The sequence below is a fragment of the Micromonospora sp. BL4 genome (genome assembly GCF_003667505.1).
GTDB lineage: Bacteria > Actinomycetota > Actinomycetes > Mycobacteriales > Micromonosporaceae > Micromonospora.
This window is the reverse complement of record NZ_RCVJ01000185.1, coordinates 1-17937: the sequence shown is the minus strand read 5'-3', so window position 1 is coordinate 17937 and position 17937 is coordinate 1. Positions and strand designations below refer to the sequence as shown.

Sequence of the window (17937 nt, the reverse complement as noted above, 5' to 3'; positions counted from 1 at the left end):
ATGCCGGGTCCACCGCCGGCCCCGCCGGTGTCGCCGCCCGCGCCGCCGAAGCAGCGTCGGGGCCGGCGATCCGCCGCGCCGCCGCCGGTGACGCCGCCGCCGGGCTGGCAGGCGCCCAAGGGGTACGTGCCGGTCCCGGTCCGCCGGCGACGCCGCTGGCCGTGGCTGCTGCTGCTCACCCTGGCCTGCTGCTGCGGCTGCCCGGCCTACTACGGGTTCCCGATCTCGGCGCAGTACCCGGCCCGGGCGGCGCTGCCCGAGCAGGTGGCCGACCTGAGCCTGCGCCAGGACGACAGCAGCGCGAAGACCGTACGGCAGTTGGAGAACGAGGTACGCCAGGAGCACTGGCTGGCCGAGGACACCTTCGCCGGCGTCTACGCCACCGCGGACGGCAAACGGGTGACGGTCTTCGGCGGCACCGGCATCCGGCTGACGCCGGAGGCGGACGCGGACGCGGAGATCAGCCGCCTCAGCGAGCGCTACGGGTTGGAGGCCCCCGAGACGGTGCAGACCGGTGTACGAGGCCGGCACGAACGCTGCGCCGTCGGGCGGTCCGCCGACACCGACGTGGTGGTCTGCACCTCGGTCGACCACGGCAGCATCGCCACCGGGGTGTTCACCCGGCTCTCCGTCTCGGACAGCGCGGCTCTGCTGGACACCCTGCGCGTCCAGATCGTCCAGCCCAAGCAGGGCTGAGGACGGGGCCGGTCAGGCGTCGCGGGTCGGGTCCGGGTGGGCGCGCGGCGGGGCGTAGCGGGGCACGTACTCCTGACCGGTGAGCTTCTGGATCTCGCTCATCAGCTCGTCGGTCATCTGTCGCAGCGACGTGCGGTCGTCGGGTCGGCCGGTGAAGTCCAGCGGCTTGCCGAACCGGACGGTGATCTTCGCGGCGCCGGGGCGGGGCACCCGGGCGCCGATCGGCTGGGCCTTGTCCGTGCCGATCATGCCGACCGGGATGATCGGCACGCCGGCGGAGATCGCCAGCCGGGCCGCGCCGGTCCGGCCCCGGTACAGCTTGCCGTCCGGTGAGCGGGTGCCCTCCGGGTAGACCACCACCAGGTCGCCGCCCTTGAGCGCCGGGATGGCCGCGTCGAACGCGGACAGCGCGGCCCGCCCACCGGCCCGCTCGACCGGGATCGCGCCCAGGCCGGTGAGGACGAACTTGGAGATCGCGCCCTTCACGCCGGTGCCCTTGAAGTACTCCGACTTGGCCCAGAACGCCAGGTGCCGGGGCACCACCGTGCCGAGGAACAGCTCATCGGCCACCGAGAGGTGGTTGCCGGCGAAGACGGCGCCACCGGTCTCCGGCACGTGTTCCAGCCCCTCCACGGTCGGGCGGAACGCCAACCGTAGCGTGGGCGCCACGGTGAGCTTGCCGATGGTGTAGAGCAGGGGCACTGGTCCTCCGGCAGATGAGGTGCGAACAGGCGGTGTCACGGTAGCGGACGCCGCCACACTCCCTCCGATGGAGGTGGCGAGGCGTCCGAGCCCTGGCGATGCTCCGGTCCGCAAGGGGCCCTTCCTCTGCACGAGGCGTCGGGAAGGGCCCCTTGCGCACATCGTCATACCCTGCGCACGACGACCGTCACCCGGTCACCCTCGCCGACCTCGCCGGCGAAGCCGTCGAGGCCCTCGGCGAAGTCGACCGAGTCGGCCAGCACCTCCCCGGTGACGAAGTCCATGGACGCGGCGACCGCCGCGCGCACCTCCTCCGAGGCCGACACCGACACCACGATCCGGTCGGACACGTCGAGGTCGGCGTCCCGGCGCGCCTGCTGCACCACCCGGACCACGTCGCGGGCCAGCCCCTCGGCGGCCAGCTCCGGGGTGACCTCGGTGTCCAGCACCACCACGCCCTCGGCGCCGGGCAGCGGCGCGGAGTGCTCGGCGTCGGCGGCGACCAGGCGCAGCTCGTACTCACCCTCGGCCAGGGTGACCCCGGCGGCCACCGGTGCGCCGTCGACCAGTTCCCAGTCGCCCGCCTTGACCGCCTTGATCACCTGCTGGACCTGCTTGCCGACCCGCGGGCCGAGCGCCCGGGGCACCACGGTGAGCACCTGCTGGCAGTACTCGGACAGCTCCGCGCTGAACTCCACCGCCTTCACGTTGACCTCGTCGGCGACCAGGTCGGCGAACGGGCGCAGCTGCTCCGCCGCCGGCGAGGCCACGGTCAGCTTCGACAGCGGCAGCCGCACCCGCAGCCCCTTCGCCTTGCGCAGCGACAGCGCCGCCGAGGCGACCGCCCGCACGTTGTCCATCGCCGCCACGAGGTCGTGGTCGGCGGGGAACTCGGTGGCCTCCGGCCAGTCGGTCAGGTGCACCGACCGCTCCCCGGTCAGACCGCGCCAGATCTCCTCCGCGGTCAGCGGCGCGAGCGGCGCCACCACCCGGCAGAGCGTCTCCAGCACCGTCCACAGAGTGTCGAAGGCATTCGCGTCACCGGACCAGAACCGGTCCCGGGACCGGCGCACGTACCAGTTGGTCAGCGCGTCCAGGAAGGACCGGACGGTGGCGCAGGCGCCGGAGATGTCGTACGCGTCCATCTGCGCGCTGACCGTCGACACCAGCTCGTTCGTCTTCGCCAGCACGTACCGGTCGAGCAGGTGCGTCGAGTCGGTGCGGCGCCGCGCCTGGTGCCCGTCCGCGTTGGCGTAGAGCGAGAAGAAGTACCAGACGTTCCACAGCGGCAGCAGCACCTGCCGGACGGAGTCCCGGATGAGCGTCTCGGTGACCGCCATGTCACCGCCGCGCAGCACCGGCGAGGACATCAGCATCCACCGCATCGCGTCCGAGCCGTACGCGTCGAAGACGTGGTAGACGTCCGGGTAGTTGCGCAGGCTCTTGGACATCTTGCGCCCGTCCGAGCCGAGCAGGATGCCGTGGCTCAGGCAGTTGCGGAACGCCGGCCGGTCGAACAGCGCGGTGGCCAGCACGTGCATGGTGTAGAACCAGCCGCGGGTCTGCCCGATGTACTCGACGATGAAGTCGCCCGGGTAGTGGTGCTCGAACCAGTCGGCGTTCTCGAACGGGTAGTGCACCTGGGCGAACGGCATCGAGCCGGACTCGAACCAGCAGTCCAGCACCTCCGGCACCCGGCGCATCATCGACCTGCCGGTCGGGTCGTCCGGGTTGGGGCGGACCAGCTCGTCCACCGCCGGCCGGTGCAGGTCGCTGAGGCGTACGCCGAAGTCCCGTTCGATGTCGGCCAGCGAGCCGTAGACGTCCAGCCGCGGGTAGTTCGGGTCGTCGGACTTCCAGACCGGGATCGGCGAGCCCCAGAACCGGTTCCGGCTGATCGACCAGTCCCGGGCGTTGGCCAGCCACTTGCCGAACGAGCCGTCCTTGATGTGCCCCGGCGTCCAGTTGATCTGCTGGTTCAGCTCGACCATCCGGTCCCGGAACTGCGTCACGGCGACGAACCACGACGACACGGCCTTGTAGACCAGCGGGGTCTCGCAGCGCCAGCAGTGCGGGTACGAGTGGGTGTAGGTGTCCTGCTTGAGCACCACCCCCCGCTCCTTGAGCTCCCGGATCACCGGCTTGTTGACGTCGAAGACCTGCTCGCCCTGGAACGGCGGCACCAGCGCGGTGAACCGGGTGTGGTCGTCGACCGTGACGACGGTGGGGATGCCGGCGGCGTTGCAGACGTTCTGGTCGTCCTCACCGAACGCCGGGGCCAGGTGCACGATCCCGGTGCCGTCCTCGGTGGTGACGAACTCCGCGCCGAGCACCTGGTAGGCGTTGTCCCCGGCCTGCTCGACGAGGAAGTCGTACAGCGGGGTGTAGCGGCGGCCGACCAGGTCACGGCCGTACACCGTGCCGACCTGCTCGTACCCCTCCAGCTCCTTGGCGTACGCGGCCAGCCGGGCCGCGCCGACGACGAACCGCTCCCCGTCGCGCTCCAGCACCGCGTACTCGATGTCGGGGCCGACGGCGAGCGCCAGGTTGGACGGCAGGGTCCACGGCGTGGTGGTCCAGACGCCCAGCTTGACCGGCCCGCGCACCAGCTCCGGCGCGGACTCGTCCGGGGTCAGCCCGAACCACACGGACAGGGTCGGGTCGTGCCGGTCCCGGTAGACGTCGTCCATCCGGGTCTCGGTGTTCGACAGTGGCGTCTCGCAGCGCCAGCAGTACGCCAGCACCCGGAAGCCCTCGTAGATCAGACCCTTGTCGTGGAGGGTCTTGAAGGCCCACATGACGCTTTCCATGTAGTCCAGGTCGAGGGTCTTGTAGTCGTTGGTGAAGTCGACCCAGCGGGCCTGCCGGTTGATGTACCGCTCCCAGTCCTGGGTGAACTCCAGCACCGAGGTGCGGCAGGCCTCGTTGAACCGGGCCACGCCCAGGTCGATGATCTCCGCCTTGCTGGTGATGCCGAGCTGCTTCTCGGCCACCACCTCGGCGGGCAGGCCGTGGCAGTCCCAACCGAAGCGCCGCTCGACGTGCCGACCGCGCATGGTCTGGTAGCGGGGCACCACGTCCTTGACGTAGCCGGTGAAGAGGTGGCCGTAGTGCGGCAGGCCGTTGGCGAACGGCGGGCCGTCGTAGAAGACGTACTCGTTCTTGCCGTCGTCGCCGGCCGGGCGGGCCTCCACCGACGCCTCGAAGGTCTTGTCGGCCGTCCAGTGCTCCAGCACCCGGCGCTCGACCGCGGGCAGGTCCGGGCTCGCCGGGACACCGGCGGCGGTCGGGTCGTGCAACGGATAGGCCATCGGGGGTCGCTCTCCTCGCAGCTCACTCATCGGTGGGTCTGCGAGGACGAACCTTCCGGGGTACGCCTCGACGACGCTCCCCGGGTGGCCCGCGGTACCACCCCGCTTGGCGGTCAGGATCGACCGCCCGCTCATTGGCCGGCTGTGACGGGCCGGACCCGTCCGGTTCTACTGGGCCGGTTGCCCGGCTGTTCTTCCGGAGGCTCACCGGTGATGGCCGGGTCATCGCCTTACGGTGCTCAACGATACTCGACCCGCCCACCGGTCCGCCGCCGAGTAATCCCGCCGCCGGCCACCACCTACGCTGGCCGGGTGATCCGGATCGAGCTGGACGAGCCGACGTTGACCCGCACCCGGATCGCGACCAGCCCGCTCTGGGAGGCCAAGTGCAGCCTCTACCTGCTCGACCGGTACCCGGACGAGGCGCCCTGGCCCTACACGAGCTGGGCGCGGCACGCCCGTGGGGCGCTCGCCGAACTGCCCGACGCGGCCGCGCTGAAGCTCTACTCGGCCACCGGCCCGTGGTACCCGGACTTCCTCGGTCCGGTACCGCCCACCGCGAGCCCGACCATCGCCGAGGAGTTGGCCGTGCTCCGGGCCACTCCGGCCTCGGTGATCGCCGAGCAGATCCCCCGCTACCACCGTCCCGATGACCTGCCGGGCTGGTTGCGCCCGTTCGTCACCGACCGGCAGGCCGCCCTGGACCGGCTCGCCGACGGCCTCCAGGCGTACTGGGACGCGGCGATCGCGCCCTGGTGGCCGGCGATGAGGGCGGCGCTGGACGAGGAGGTGCTGCACCGGGCGCGGGCGCTCGCCGCGCACGGCCCGGACGCGCTGCTGTCCGACCTGCACGAGCGGGTGCGCTGGGAGAGGCCGGTGCTGACCCTGGTCAAGCCGTCCGAGGCCCGGTTCACCGCGGTCGACCAGCGGTTGCTGCTGATCCCGTTGATCTTCTCCCGGGGAGCGCTCACCCACTCCACCGATCACCCGGAGATCCTCGCGGTCTCGTACCAGGCCCGAGGCTCGGTGCTGCTGGCCGATCGGCCCGACGCCGACAGGCCCGCGGCGGAGCCGGCCACCGACCGGCTGGCGGTCCTCGTCGGGCGGGGACGCGCCCAGGTGTTGCGGGCGCTGACCCGACCGGCCACCACCGCCGGTCTCGCCGCCACCCTCGGGCTGGCGCCGAGCACCATCTCCGAGCAGCTGTCCGCGTTGCTCACCGCCGGCGTGGTGCACCGCCGCCGGGTGGGCCGGCGGGTGCTGTACGGCCTGGAACCGGCCGGCCTGGCCCTGGTGCAGCTGATCGGCGATGAGCCGGCCGCCGTTCCGGCCTGAACATTCGGCCGGATCCGAATTCGTTTCCCACCCGCCCGGCTCGCTCCTAGCCTCCGGGCATGAGCGAACACGCGATCGAGGCGGTCGGGCTGCGCCGCACGTACCGCAGCCGGACCGGATGGTTACGACCACAGCGCCGGGAGGTGGAGGCGGTCCGCGGCGTCGACCTGACGGTCGGCAACGGGGAGCTGTTCGGCCTGCTCGGGCCGAACGGCGCTGGCAAGACCACCACGATCAAGCTGCTGAACACGCTGCTCATCCCGACCGCCGGCGAGGCCCGGATCTGCGGCTTCGACGTGGTCCGGCAGACCCGGGAGGTACGCCGACGGATCGGGTACGTCTTCGGCGGTGACCGGGGGCTCTACGACCGGCTCTCCGCGCGGGACAACCTGCGCTACTTCGCCGAGCTGTACGGCGTGCCCGGGCGGGAGCAGAAGCGGCGGATCGCCGAGCTGCTCGACCTGGTCCGGCTGAGCGGCCGGGAGAACGACCGGGTGGAGGGCTACTCCCGGGGTATGCGCCAGCGGCTGCACATCGCCCGGGGTCTGCTGCACCGGCCGCGGGTGCTCTTCCTCGACGAGCCGTCGATCGGGGTGGACCCGGTGGCGGCCCGGGAGCTGCGGCAGACCGTGGCGGACCTCGCCGCCACCGGCACCACCGTCCTGCTCACCACGCACTACATGGCCGAGGCGGACGAGCTGTGCGGCCGGATCGCGGTGATCGCGAACGGCACGATCCAGGCCCTCGGCACGCCCGCCGAGCTGCGGCACCACGCCGACGGCCGGCAGGTGCTGGAGGTGGAGGCGTACGGGGTGGGTGACGCCCAGCTCGCCGTGATCCACGCCCTGCCGGGGGTACGCGAGGCCAGCGTGGTCGTCACCGGTGCGGCACAGGTGCTGACGGTGCAGTCCGACGCGGGGGTGGACGTGCAGGCAGACGTGTTGCGCGCGCTGGACGGGGTCCGGCTGGGCCGGGTCACCGCCCGGCAGCCCACGCTGGAGGACGCGTACGTGGCGATCGTGAACCGGGTCGACGCGCAGGCTCTCCCGGTCGAGGCGGTGGCGGTGTGAGGACGTTGCGGATGATCGCCGTCGGGGCGTTGCTGCACGCCAAGCAGCTCAGCCGGTCGCCGTTCGAGATCGCCACCGCCCTGATCGTGCCGGTGGTACAGGCGACCCTGGCCGTCTACCTGTTCCGGGCCGGCGGCGAGCCGGGCCGGCTGCTGGAGGCCGCGGTCGGGGCGGGGCTGATGGGCGTCTGGTCGTCGGTGCTGTTCGGTTCGGGTGGCGCGATCCAGAATCAGCGCTGGCAGGGCACCCTGGAGATGATCATGTTGGCGCCCCGCCCGCCGGCCCTGGTGGTGCTGCCGATCACGCTGGCCACCGCGCTCACCGGCACGTACGCCATGGTGGCCACGCTGGCCTGGGGCCGGCTGCTGTACGGCATCCCGCTGACCTTCGCCCACCCGCTGGCGTTCGCGGTCGCGGTACCGGGCTGCATCATCGGGCTCGGCATGTTCGGGCTGCTGCTCGCCTCCACGTTCGTGCTGCTGCGCAACGCCAACGCGCTGACCAACACGCTGGAGTATCCGATCTGGTTGGTCTCCGGGATGCTCGTGCCGATCACCGCGTTGCCCGGCTGGACCGGCCCGATCGCCGCCGTGCTACCCACCACCTGGGGAGCGCGAGCGGTCCGCGAGGCGGCCACCGGCAGCGGACCCACCTGGCCGTCCCTCGGCATCTGCCTGGCGATCAGCCTGGCGTGCCTGGCGCTCGGCGCGATCATGATGACCCACGTCGAGCGGCGGGCCCGCGCGGCGGCCACCCTCGCCCTGGCCTGAGGAGGCGACGATGACCGCACTGCTCCGCCTGATCGGCGTCGGTGGCGTGATCGCCTACCGCGCCCTGTTCAACTGGACCACCCCGGCGATGTTCGTCGGCACGCTGCTCGTCGGCCCGCTGTTCCAGCTGCTGTTCTTCGCCTACCTGGGCCGGCAGCTCGGGGTCGCCGACGACGGCTTCTACATCACCGGCAACGCCGTGCTGGCGGCCTCGCTGGCCTGCGTGTTCGGCGGCACCATGGCGGTGTCCAACGAGCGGCGCTTCGGCACGCTCGGGCACGTGCTGCTCTCACCGCGCAGCCGCACCGCGGTCTTCCTCGGCCGCGTCCTGCCGTACGCCGCGAACGGCCTGCTGATCGCGGTGACCACCCTCACCGCGGCGTCGCTGCTGCTCGGCCTGCGGGTGCCGGTCGACGCGTTGCCGGGACTGCTACTGACCCTGGCGGTCGCGGCGCTCGCCTGCGGCTTCTTCGGCCTGACCCTGGGCGCGATCGGGCTGCGGTTCCGCGACGTCTGGCTGGTCTCCAACGTCTCGGTGGCGCTGCTGCTCCTGCTCACCGGGGTCAACGTGCCCGCCGCCGGGCTGCCCGCCTGGATGCGCGTCACCGGCGAGCTGCTACCGATCACCCACGCCGCCGAGGCCGCCCGCCGGTTGGTCGCCGGCGAGGGCTTCGGCGCCGCCGCACCCCCGCTCGCCGCCGAACTGGCCATCGCCGTCGGCTACGCGGTCCTCGCCGCCACCCTGCTCAAGCTCTTCGAGGCGGAGTCCCGCCGCCGCGCCTCCCTCGACACCCTCTGACCGCCGCCCCGCGCCGGCCGCCGCCAGCGGCGACCCTCGGCATGACCGGAGTCACAGCCACGGCTGTCACGGTCTGCCCCGGCCCAACCGTCGTACGGGTGTCGAAACCGAACAGGGGAGGTAGTCGTGCAGCGGATGAACCCTGGCGAGGTGGCGCCGAAGGCGTACCAGGCCGTCATGGGGTTGGAGAAGTACGTCCAGTCGAACGTCGACCACACCGTCCTGGAGCTGATCAAGCTGCGGGCGTCGATGCTCAACGGGTGCGCGTACTGCGTGGACATGCACAGCCGGGACGCGCTCGCCGACGGCGAGTCGAGCCGGCGGCTGTTCGCGGTGGCCACCTGGCGGGAGTCCCCGTTCTTCGACGAGCGGGAGCGGGCCGCGCTGGACCTCACCGACGCGGTCACGCGGCTCGGCGAGCACGGTGTGTCGGATGAGGTGTGGGACGCCGCCGCGAAGGTCTGGTCGGAGAAGGAACTGGCCGACCTCGTCATGGCGATTGCCACAATCAACGTGTGGAATCGGATCGGGGTGACCCTGCGGTTGGAGCCTCCGGCTCAGGCGTGAGGACCGAGGCGGCAGACGCGGCCGGTGCGCTCCAGGCGCACCGGCCGATGCTGCTCGGGCTCGCGTACCGGCTGCTCGGCAGCCGGCACGACGCGGAGGACGTGCTCCAGGAGACGTACCTGCGCTGGGTCGGCGTGGACCGGTCGACGGTGGCCGAGCCCCGCCGCTACCTGTCCCGGGTGGTCACCCGCCTGGCGCTGGACCGGCTGCGCGTCCGGCAGGCGTCGCGTGAGACGTACGTCGGCACGTGGTTGCCCGAGCCGGTCCCGACCACGCCCTCGCCGTTCGGGCCGCTGGACCGCGCGGAGCTGCGCGACTCGCTCTCCACCGCGCTGCTGCACGTGCTGGAGCGGCTCACCCCGCCGGAGCGCGCGGTGTACGTCCTGCACACCGCCTTCGACCTGCCGTACGCCGAGATCGCCGAGATCCTGGATCGGACCCCCGAGGACTGCCGCCAACTGCACCACCGCGCGACCGCCCGGGTACGACAGGAGCAGCGCCGGTTCACCGCCAGCCGCCCGGAGCGGGAGCGGCTGCTGGACGCGTTCCTCGCCGCCGCCCGCGACGGTGACCTGACGAGGCTCACCGAGCTGGTGGCCGCCGACGCCACCGCGTGGAACGACGGTGGCGGTCGGGTGCGGGCCGCCCTCAACCCGGTCACCGGCGCGGACCGGATCGCCCGGTTCTACGCCGGGGTCTACGGCCCGCGTCACCGGGTCACCATGGATCCGGTCGAGCTCAACGGGGAACCCGCGATGCTGGTCACCCGCGCGGACGGCAGTCGGTACACACTGACCATCGCCGCGGCCGACGGACGGATCACCGGGATCTACGTGGTCGGCAACCCGGCGAAGGTGCCGGCGGTCGGCTGAGCCCGGGCATCGTCGGTCGGCCCCGGGCCGGTGCGCGTCAGCCCAGCTCGGGGAACGCGTCAGCCCAGCTCGGGGAACCAGAGGGCGATCTCGCGCTTGGCGCTGTCCGGCGAGTCGGAGGCGTGCACCAGGTTCTCCCGGTTGGACAGCGACAGGTCGCCCCGGATGGTGCCGGCGGCGGCCCTGCGCCCGTCGGTCGCGCCGACCAGCCCGCGAACAACCTCGATGACCTGGTCGCCGGAGAGCACCAGGGCGACCAGCGGACCGCCGGTCATGAAGTCCTTCAGCGGCGGGTAGAAGGCCTTGTCGACGTGCTCGGCGTAGTGCTCGTCGGCGAGCGCGGCGTCCATCGTCCGGTGCACCATCGCGTCGATCCGCAGCCCCTTGCGCTCGAAGCGGGAGAGGACCTCGCCGACCAGGCCGCGGCGGACCGCGTCGGGCTTGATCAGAACGAGGCTGCGCTCATCCGGGCTGTTGCTGGACACGCTGGGTTCCTCCTGTACGCGCTGAACGCTCGGGATCGGTACGGTCAGCCTAGCGACCCGGTCCCGGCGCCGGCGCGGCGGCCGGTCTTTCCTCCGGTGGCCGATCCGGCCTAGCCTGGCCCTGACCCCGGGAGGTCCACTGTGGCGAATGGCGGGAACCGACCCATCGCGCCGGTACGCAAGTTGATCGGCACGGTGCTGGGCACCGTGGCCACGTTCGTCGTCCTCTTCGGGCTGGGCATGACCAGCTGGGCCATCGTGGCGCTCGGGGTCGCCCTGCTGGTGCTGGCGATCGCGCTGGCCACCGTACGCGGCGGTGGGCGCACCTGGGTGGTCGGCGTCGGGCACGTGCACAGCGCCTCCGAACCACCCACCCAGTACGCGTTCGGCCGCTGCGAGCTGCAACTGGTGATCGACGCCCCCGGTCTGCCGCCCCGGTCCAAGAAGATCATCGAACCGCGGGTGCCGGTCGCCAAGTGGCCGTCGCTGGGCCAGACCCTGCCGATCCGGGTCGCGCTGGACGATCAGCGGCACGTCAAGGTCCTCTGGGACGAGGTGCCCACCCACGCCGAGACCGCCGCTGCCGTCGCCGACCTGCCACCCGAGTTCGCCGACGCCGATGCCGTGGACGAGATGCTGATCCAGCAGGACGCCCCGCCGTGGGCCGATCGCGCGCCGGACGACGACTTCCGCGACCCGCTCGGCGACCCGTACCCCGACCCGACCGGTCCCGACCCGCTCCGGGACGACCTGGACGTCGCGCCCCCCGAGGAACGCGAGCCGGTGGTGGTGCACCAGAGCCCCGGCGGCCCGGTGGTGCTGGAGGGCGTCGTCGTCGAGCAGCCGGTCGGCGCCCAGTCCGCCGGCAGCGGGCTGCCCCGGCGGGCCACCCCCGCGCCGCGTCCGCCCGCCGAGGAGCGCTTCGACCAGCCGGAGGACGACCGGCCCGCCCCACCCGCCGAGGACCGCTTCGACCCGCCTCCCGCGCAGCGCTTCGACCCGCCTCCGGCACAGCGGTCCGCTGCGGGCCTGACGGACCCGTTGGACCCGCTCGACCTGCCGCTGGACGACCCCACCCCGCCCGGCGCGGCGCGCGAGACCGTCACCGCCGAGGAACTGGACGAGGCGATCTTCGGGTACGACACGGAAGCCGCCGCCGACCCGGCCGCCCCGATCAGCGGGGTGGGCCTCACGCTCCTGGTCACCGACCTGTCCCGGTCGCTCGACTTCTACCGCGACGTGCTCGGCTTCACCGAGGTCGACCAGGGCGCCGGCAACGCCGTGCTCGCCTCCGGCACGACCCGCCTGGTGCTGCGCGAGGTGACCGGCGCGGCGCCGATCAGCCGCCGGCTGGTGCACGTCAACCTCGAGGTGGACGACATCGAGGCGGCCTACGGGCGACTGCGCGGCTCGGGGGTCCGCTTCACGTACGCGCCCCGCGTCGTCAACCGCGGCACCCGGCTGGAGGTGTGGGCGGCGGCGTTCCGCGACCCGGACGGCCACGGCATCGCCCTCACCCAGTGGCGCGAACGCGCCGACGCCTGACCGTCGGCGGGCCGACCGTCAGCCGAGGATGACCCGGCGGACGTGCAGCGCGTACGCCCAGACCAGGGCGAAGATGACCCCCAGCGCGAACAACGACCAGTGCAGTAGACCGGCCAGCATCAGCAGGCCCTGGAGCACGGTGCCGGCGTGCCAGGCCCACGGGCGGCGCATCACGCCGGCGAGCCCGATGGCGGCCACCGCCAGGGCCACCACCACGGCGATCGCGGGCCCGCCCAGGTCACCGCCGACCACGCGGATCGGCTGGATGGCCAGCACCAGCACCAGCGCCTCCAGGCTGAGCGTTCCGGCGCCCAGGCCGCGTACCGCGCGCTCCGGGTTGCGCAGTCCCGACGGCCGGGGCTGCCCCACCGTGGGCTGCTCGCCCGGCGACCCCGCGGCGGGTTGGTCCGCTGGCGGTTGCTCGCTGGTGCGGGGGTCCCGCTCCGGGTCGGTCATCGCTTCAGCAGCCGACGGGCGTCGGCCACCGTCACCACCGACCCCGTGACCAGCACCCCGACGCCGCTGAGCTCACCCGGGACGTCCTCCTCGGCCAGTGCCACCGCGGTCTCGATCGCATCCGGCATCTCCTCGGCCACCTCGACCCGCTCCTCGCCGAAGATCTCCACGGCCAGCGCCGCGAGTTCCGCCGCCGGCATCGCCCGCGGCGAACTGTTGCGGGTGACGACCACCAGGTCGACGACCGGCTCCAGCAGCTCCAGCAGACCGGGCGCGTCCTTGTCGGCGAGCACGCCGACGACCGCCACCAGCTTGCTGAACGCGAACTCCTCCTGGAGCGCGGTCACGGTGGCCGCCATGCCGTGCGGATTGTGCGCGCCGTCCAGCAGGATGGTCGGGGCGTTGCGTACCCGCTCCAGCCGCCCCGGAGAACTGGCCGTGGCGAAACCCTCCCGGACCGCCTCGATGTCCAACTGCCGCCGGGCCCCGGCGCCCAGGAACGCCTCCACCGCGGCGAGTGCCACCGCGGCGTTCTGCGCCTGGTGCGCGCCGTGCAGCGGAATGAACACCTCGTCGTAGACGCCGCCCAGGCCCTGGAGGCTGAGCACCTGCCCGCCGACCGCGATCTCCCGGCGCAGGACGCCGAACTCGGCGCCCTCCCGGGCGATGGTGGCCCCGACCTCGGCGCAGCGGTCGAGGAGCGGACCCGCCGCCTCCTCCTCCTGCGCCGCCGCGATCACGGTGGCGCCCGGGTGGATGATGCCGGCCTTGGCGAGCGCGATGTCCTGGAGCGTGTCGCCGAGCCACTCGGTGTGGTCCAACGCGATCGGGGTGATCACGCAGACCCCGGCCTGAATGACGTTGGTGGCGTCCTCGGCGCCGCCGAGGCCCACCTCGACCACCGCGATGTCGACCGGCGCGTCGGCGAACGTGGCGAACGCCAGCGCGGTGGTCATGTCGAAGTACGTGAGCGGCTCGTCCGACCGCGCGTCGACCAGCTCGGCCAGCGGGCGGATCTCCCGGTACACCGCGGCGAACCGCTCCTCGCTGACCGGCTCGCCGTCGAGGCTGATCCGCTCCCGGACGGTCTCCAGGTGCGGGCTGGTGTACCGGCCGGTGTGCAGCCCGAACGCCCGGAGCAGCGAGTCGATCATTCGCGCGGTGGAGGTCTTGCCGTTGGTGCCGGTCAGGTGGATCGAGGGATACGCCCGCTGCGGGCTGCCGAGCAGGTCGAGCAGAGACTCGATCCGGTCCAGCTCGAAGACCATGCGGGTGAAGCCGCGGGCGGCCAGCTCGGCCTCGACGGTGGCGAAATCGGAACGGTCGGTCACGAGGGAAGCGTCTCCAGAGCAGCGTCGATCCGGACCAGGTCGGCCTCGGCGGTGGCCAGCCGATCGCGGATCTTCGCGACGACGGGCTCGGGGGCCTTGCCGACGAAGGCCGGGTTGTCGAGCTTCGCACGAGCCTGCGCGACCTCCTTCTCGGCGGCGGCGCGGTCCTTGGTCAGCCGGGCCCGCTCGGCGGCCACGTCGATCGACCCCCGGGTGTCCAACGCGACACCGACCGCCCCGGGCATGGCCAGCGTGGCGCTGGCCTGGAAGTCCTCGCCGGCCGGGTCCAGCCGTACCAGTGAGCGGATCAGCGGCTCGTGGTCCGCGATGCCGGCGCCGGTGAGCCCGTCCAGCCGGGCCGCCACCCGCTGGGTGGGGCGCAGGCCCTGGTCGGACCGGAACCGGCGGATCTCGGTGACCACCCGCTGCACGCTGACCAGCTCCGCCTCGGCGGCGTCGTCGATCAGCGCACGGTCGGCCACCGGCCAGGTGGCGGTCTGCACCGTCTCGCCGCCGGTGAGCGCGAGCCACAGCTCCTCGGTGACGAACGGGATGACCGGGTGCAGCAGCCGCAGCAGCTGGTCCAGCACGTGCCCGAGCACCCGACGGGTGGTCTCGGCCCGCTCGCCGCCCTCGGCGAGCACCGGCTTGCTCAGCTCGACGTACCAGTCGCAGACGTCGTCCCAGGCGAAGTGGTAGAGCAGGTCGCACACCTTGGCGAACTCGTACGACTCGAACTGCTCGTCCACCTCGGCGGTGACGTGCGACAGCCGGGACAGGATCCACCGGTCGACGGTGGAGAGCTGCTCGGCGGCGGGCAGGTCACCCGTGGTGTGCGCCCCGTTCATCAGCGCGAACCGGGTGGCGTTCCAGAGCTTGTTGCAGAAGTTGCGCGAGCCCTGGCACCAGTCCTCGCTGACCGGGACGTCCTGGCCGGGGTTCGCGCCGCGGGCCAGGGTGAACCGGGTGGCGTCGGCGCCGAACCGGTCGATCCAGTCCAGCGGGTCGACCACGTTGCCGAACGACTTGGACATCTTCTTGCCGTGCTCGTCGCGGACCATGCCGTGCAGCGCCACCACGTCGAACGGCTGCCGGCCGTCCATCGCGTACAGGCCGAACATCATCATCCGGGCGACCCAGAAGAAGAGGATGTCGTAGCCGGTGACCAGCACGCTGGTCGGGTAGAACTTGGCCAGGTCCGGCGTCTGCTCCGGCCAGCCGAGGGTGGAGAACGGCCAGAGCGCGCTGGAGAACCAGGTGTCCAGCACGTCCTCGTCCTGGTGCCAGCCGTCCCCGGTCGGCGGCTGCTCGTCCGGGCCGACGCAGACGATCTCGCCCGCCGGGCCGTACCAGACCGGAATGCGGTGCCCCCACCACAGCTGGCGCGAGATGCACCAGTCGTGCATGTTGTCGACCCAGGCGAAGTAGCGCTTCGCCAGCTCGGCCGGCTCGATGCGGACCCGGCCGTCGCGGACCGCGTCGCCGGCGGCCTGGGCCAGGGGGGCGGTGTTGACGAACCACTGCAACGACAGCCGCGGCTCGACGGTCGTCTTGCACCGCGAGCAGTGCCCGACCGCGTGCACGTACGGCCGCTTCTCGGCCACGATCCGGCCCTGCTCGCGCAGCGCTGCCACGATCGCGGGACGGGCCTCGAAACGGTCCAGCCCCTCGAACGGGCCGGGCACGGTGATCACGCCGCGCTCGTCCATCACGGTCACCGCGGGCAGGTCGTGGCGCTGGCCGATCTCGAAGTCGTTGGGGTCGTGCGCCGGGGTCACCTTCACCATGCCGGTGCCGAACGACGGGTCGACGTGCGCGTCGGCGACGATCGGGATGCGGCGGCCGGTCAGCGGCAGCTCGACCTCGGTGCCGATCAGGTGCTGGTACCGCTCGTCGTCCGGGTGCACCGCGACGGCGGTGTCACCCAGCATCGTCTCGGCCCGGGTGGTCGCCACGACGACCTCGTCGCTGTACCGGATGGAGATCAGCTCACCGTCGTCGTCGGTGTGCTCGACCTCGATGTCGGAGAGCGCGGTCAGGCAGCGCGGGCACCAGTTGATGATCCGGTTGGCCCGGTAGATGAGGCCCTCGTCGAAGAGCTTCTTGAAGATCGTCTGGACGGCACGGGTCAGGCCCTCGTCCATGGTGAAGCGCTCACGGTCCCAGTCGACGGAGTCACCGAGGCGCCGCATCTGGCCGAGGATGGCGCCGCCGGACTCGGCCTTCCACTGCCAGACCCGCTCGACGAACTTCTCCCGCCCGAGGTCGTGCCGGGAGAGGCCCTCGCCGGCGAGTTGACGCTCGACCAGGTTCTGGGTGGCGATGCCGGCGTGGTCCATGCCGGGCAGCCAGAGGGCCTCGAAGCCCTGCATCCGCTTACGCCGGGTGAGCGCGTCCATGAGCGTGTGCTCGAACGCGTGGCCCATGTGCAGCGAGCCGGTGACGTTCGGCGGCGGGATGACGATGGTGAACGGCGGCTTGTCACTGTCGGCGGAGGCCCGGAAGTGCCCGGCGGCTACCCACTGCTCGTACCGTCGCTGCTCTACCTCGGCGGGCTGATACTGGCCGGCCAGGGTGGGGGCGTCGGGGCGTCGGGCATCGAGTCTGTCGGTCACCCGTGAAAGTCTACGGAGGGCTTCCGCGGACCCGACGTGCGCCACCTGCCATTCGCGTACGGTGTCGGCTATGTCCGACGCACATCTCACTGAGCGCCCGCTCGACGACGGTCGCGAGCCGGTCGAGCTGACCGAGGAGCCGATCCAGCTGAGCACCCGGGACCCCGGGGGCGATCCCGACGAACCGCGTGGCGGGTGGTCCCGCCGGCGTCGGATCGGCTGGGCGGTCGCGCTGGTCGTCGGCCTGGCCGGCGCGGGTGTGCTGGGCGCCGCCGGGTGGCGGGTGGCACAGCAGAAGGACACCCGGCTGACCTCACCCGACCGGGTGGCCGGCCTCATTCGGGACGACAGCGAACGGGCGAAGAGCACGGCGGACTACCTGCGCAGCGGCCTGGCCGCCGACATCGAGCTGGACCGCAGCTTCGGCACGGTCTACCGGGACCCGGCCGACGACAAACGGTCGGTACTCATCTTCGGTGGCACCACCCTGCTGTGGCAGCCGGAGCGTGACCTGGACAGCCTCTTCGGCCTGATGTCCGACGAGACCGGCAAGGTGACCGGCCTGCGCGAGGTGTCCGCAGGCGAGCTGGGCGGCGTGATGAAGTGCGGCAACACCAGCGGTGAGGGCGGCGACTTCGCCGTGTGCGGCTGGGCGGACCACGGCAGCGTGGTGATGGCGATGTTCCCGGGGCGCTCGGTCACCGACGCCGGGGGCCTGCTGCGCAACCTGCGCGCCGGAATGCAGACCCGGGACTGATCCCAGGCCGCCAGCAGGCCCCAGCCACGGACCGCTCACGCCGCCGACCGCTCCGGCCACCGACCCGCCAGGGCGCCTCGTCCTCGCTCAGGCCACCGACCGCCCGGGGGCCCTCGTCCCTCGCCCGGACCACCGACCGCCCGGGCCCCTCGTCCCTCGCTCAAGCCGCCGACCGCCCCGGGCCCCTCGTCCCTCGCTCAAGCCGCCGACCGCCCGGGGGCCCTCGTCCCTCGCCCGGACCACCGACCGCCCGGGCCCCTCGTCCCTCGCCCGGACCACCGACCGGCCGGGCCTCGTGATCGACTCGGTTGCAGGGATATCGGGGCAGCAAACGAGCCCCGATACCGCGGTTTCCGGGATCCCGAGTCGATCAACCGCGCATGGATACGGGCATGCCGAGGTCGATCAACCCGACGTGATGGGGCATGCAGAAGTCGATCAACCTCGCATGGATGCGGGGCATGCAGAAAGGGCCACCCCTGAGGGTGGCCCTTTCTGAAAGATTGTCCGGCGGCGTCCTACTCTCCCACACCCTCACGAGTGCAGTACCATCGGCGCTGGAGGGCTTAGCTTCCGGGTTCGGAATGTGACCGGGCGTTTCCCCTCCGCCATGACCGCCGTAACTC

General features: G+C 72.3%; 14 protein-coding genes, 1 rRNA gene and 1 pseudogene. 9 read left to right on the top strand and 7 right to left on the bottom strand.

Translation table 11 applies throughout. The annotated features are described in order from the left end of the window. Positions 1-696, top strand: a pseudogene (locus tag EAD89_RS24960) (hypothetical protein); the annotation flags it as partial. A gap of 12 nt (positions 697-708) precedes the next feature. Here the strand turns inward: EAD89_RS24960 and EAD89_RS24955 are convergent. Continuing rightward, complete coding sequence (locus EAD89_RS24955; protein WP_121656071.1) at positions 709-1398, bottom strand: 1-acyl-sn-glycerol-3-phosphate acyltransferase; 690 nt, start codon at positions 1396-1398, stop codon at positions 709-711. A 164-nt stretch (positions 1399-1562) separates the two neighbouring features. Further along, positions 1563-4709, bottom strand: a complete 3147-nt coding sequence (ileS, locus tag EAD89_RS24950; RefSeq protein ID WP_121677409.1) for an isoleucine--tRNA ligase — start codon at positions 4707-4709, stop codon at positions 1563-1565. Positions 4710-5021: 312 nt separating this feature from the next. Here ileS and EAD89_RS24940 point away from each other — a divergent pair, with 312 nt between their 5' ends. From EAD89_RS24940 to sigJ, 6 genes are all read left to right on the top strand, one after another. Beyond that, positions 5022-6044, top strand: a complete 1023-nt coding sequence (locus tag EAD89_RS24940; RefSeq protein ID WP_121677408.1) for an ArsR family transcriptional regulator — start codon at positions 5022-5024, stop codon at positions 6042-6044. Positions 6045-6103: 59 nt separating this feature from the next. After that, positions 6104-7114, top strand: a complete 1011-nt coding sequence (locus EAD89_RS24935; RefSeq protein WP_121677407.1) for an ABC transporter ATP-binding protein — start codon at positions 6104-6106, stop codon at positions 7112-7114. Between the two features lie 11 nt (positions 7115-7125). After that, on the top strand, positions 7126-7884 hold the full coding sequence (locus tag EAD89_RS24930; protein ID WP_121656067.1) for an ABC transporter permease: 759 nt from the start codon (positions 7126-7128) through the stop codon (positions 7882-7884). Between the two features lie 10 nt (positions 7885-7894). Then, positions 7895-8683 carry an ABC transporter permease gene (locus tag EAD89_RS24925; protein WP_121677406.1) on the top strand — a complete coding sequence of 263 codons (789 nt, stop codon included), beginning with the start codon at positions 7895-7897 and terminating at the stop codon, positions 8681-8683. Between the two features lie 126 nt (positions 8684-8809). Beyond that, complete coding sequence (locus tag EAD89_RS24920; protein ID WP_121656065.1) at positions 8810-9250, top strand: carboxymuconolactone decarboxylase family protein; 441 nt, start codon at positions 8810-8812, stop codon at positions 9248-9250. Then, a complete protein-coding gene (gene sigJ, locus EAD89_RS24915) occupies positions 9247-10122 on the top strand; it encodes an RNA polymerase sigma factor SigJ (protein WP_121677405.1) in 876 nt (291 codons plus the stop codon). Before EAD89_RS24920 ends, sigJ begins: the two co-directional genes overlap by 4 nt. 59 nt (positions 10123-10181) lie before the next feature. Here sigJ and ndk read toward each other — a convergent pair whose 3' ends face one another. Continuing rightward, positions 10182-10607, bottom strand: coding sequence for a nucleoside-diphosphate kinase (gene ndk, locus EAD89_RS24910; protein ID WP_121656063.1), 426 nt, complete (start codon positions 10605-10607; stop codon positions 10182-10184). A 141-nt stretch (positions 10608-10748) separates the two neighbouring features. Between ndk and EAD89_RS24905 the strand changes: the two genes are divergently transcribed. Next, complete coding sequence (locus tag EAD89_RS24905; RefSeq protein ID WP_121677404.1) at positions 10749-12152, top strand: VOC family protein; 1404 nt, start codon at positions 10749-10751, stop codon at positions 12150-12152. A gap of 18 nt (positions 12153-12170) precedes the next feature. On the opposite strand, the gene EAD89_RS24900 is transcribed toward EAD89_RS24905, so the two are convergent. Genes EAD89_RS24900 through EAD89_RS24890 form a run of 3 tightly spaced genes read right to left on the bottom strand, consistent with a single transcriptional unit; the run spans position 12171 to position 16554 of the window. Then, complete coding sequence (locus EAD89_RS24900) at positions 12171-12608, bottom strand: DUF4233 domain-containing protein (RefSeq protein ID WP_121677403.1); 438 nt, start codon at positions 12606-12608, stop codon at positions 12171-12173. Further along, the gene (locus EAD89_RS24895; RefSeq protein WP_121677402.1) at positions 12605-13939 is read right to left on the bottom strand and encodes a folylpolyglutamate synthase/dihydrofolate synthase family protein; all 1335 of its coding nucleotides are present in this window, start codon (positions 13937-13939) and stop codon (positions 12605-12607) included. Before EAD89_RS24895 ends, EAD89_RS24900 begins: the two co-directional genes overlap by 4 nt. Beyond that, the gene (locus EAD89_RS24890; protein ID WP_121677401.1) at positions 13936-16554 is read right to left on the bottom strand and encodes a valine--tRNA ligase; all 2619 of its coding nucleotides are present in this window, start codon (positions 16552-16554) and stop codon (positions 13936-13938) included. The genes EAD89_RS24895 and EAD89_RS24890 overlap by 4 nt, the downstream gene beginning before the upstream one ends. A 70-nt stretch (positions 16555-16624) precedes the next feature. Between EAD89_RS24890 and EAD89_RS24885 the strand changes: the two genes are divergently transcribed. Continuing rightward, a complete protein-coding gene (locus EAD89_RS24885) occupies positions 16625-17311 on the top strand; it encodes a hypothetical protein (protein ID WP_121677400.1) in 687 nt (228 codons plus the stop codon). A 505-nt stretch (positions 17312-17816) separates the two neighbouring features. On the opposite strand, the gene rrf is transcribed toward EAD89_RS24885, so the two are convergent. Continuing rightward, positions 17817-17933: ribosomal RNA gene (gene rrf, locus EAD89_RS24880) — 5S ribosomal RNA — on the bottom strand. Positions 17934-17937: the final 4 nt, after the last annotated feature.

What these genes read in the sequence shown, in the direction of transcription:
- EAD89_RS24885 (WP_121677400.1), top strand. Translation starts at nt 16,625, where the DNA reads ATGTCCGACGCACATCTCACTGAGCGCCCGCTCGACGACGGTCGCGAG.
- EAD89_RS24925 (WP_121677406.1), top strand. Translation starts at nt 7,895, where the DNA reads ATGACCGCACTGCTCCGCCTGATCGGCGTCGGTGGCGTGATCGCCTAC.
- ileS (WP_121677409.1), bottom strand. Translation starts at nt 4,709, where the DNA reads ATGGCCTATCCGTTGCACGACCCGACCGCCGCCGGTGTCCCGGCGAGC.
- EAD89_RS24935 (WP_121677407.1), top strand. Translation starts at nt 6,104, where the DNA reads ATGAGCGAACACGCGATCGAGGCGGTCGGGCTGCGCCGCACGTACCGC.
- EAD89_RS24900 (WP_121677403.1), bottom strand. Translation starts at nt 12,608, where the DNA reads ATGACCGACCCGGAGCGGGACCCCCGCACCAGCGAGCAACCGCCAGCG.
- EAD89_RS24930 (WP_121656067.1), top strand. Translation starts at nt 7,126, where the DNA reads ATGATCGCCGTCGGGGCGTTGCTGCACGCCAAGCAGCTCAGCCGGTCG.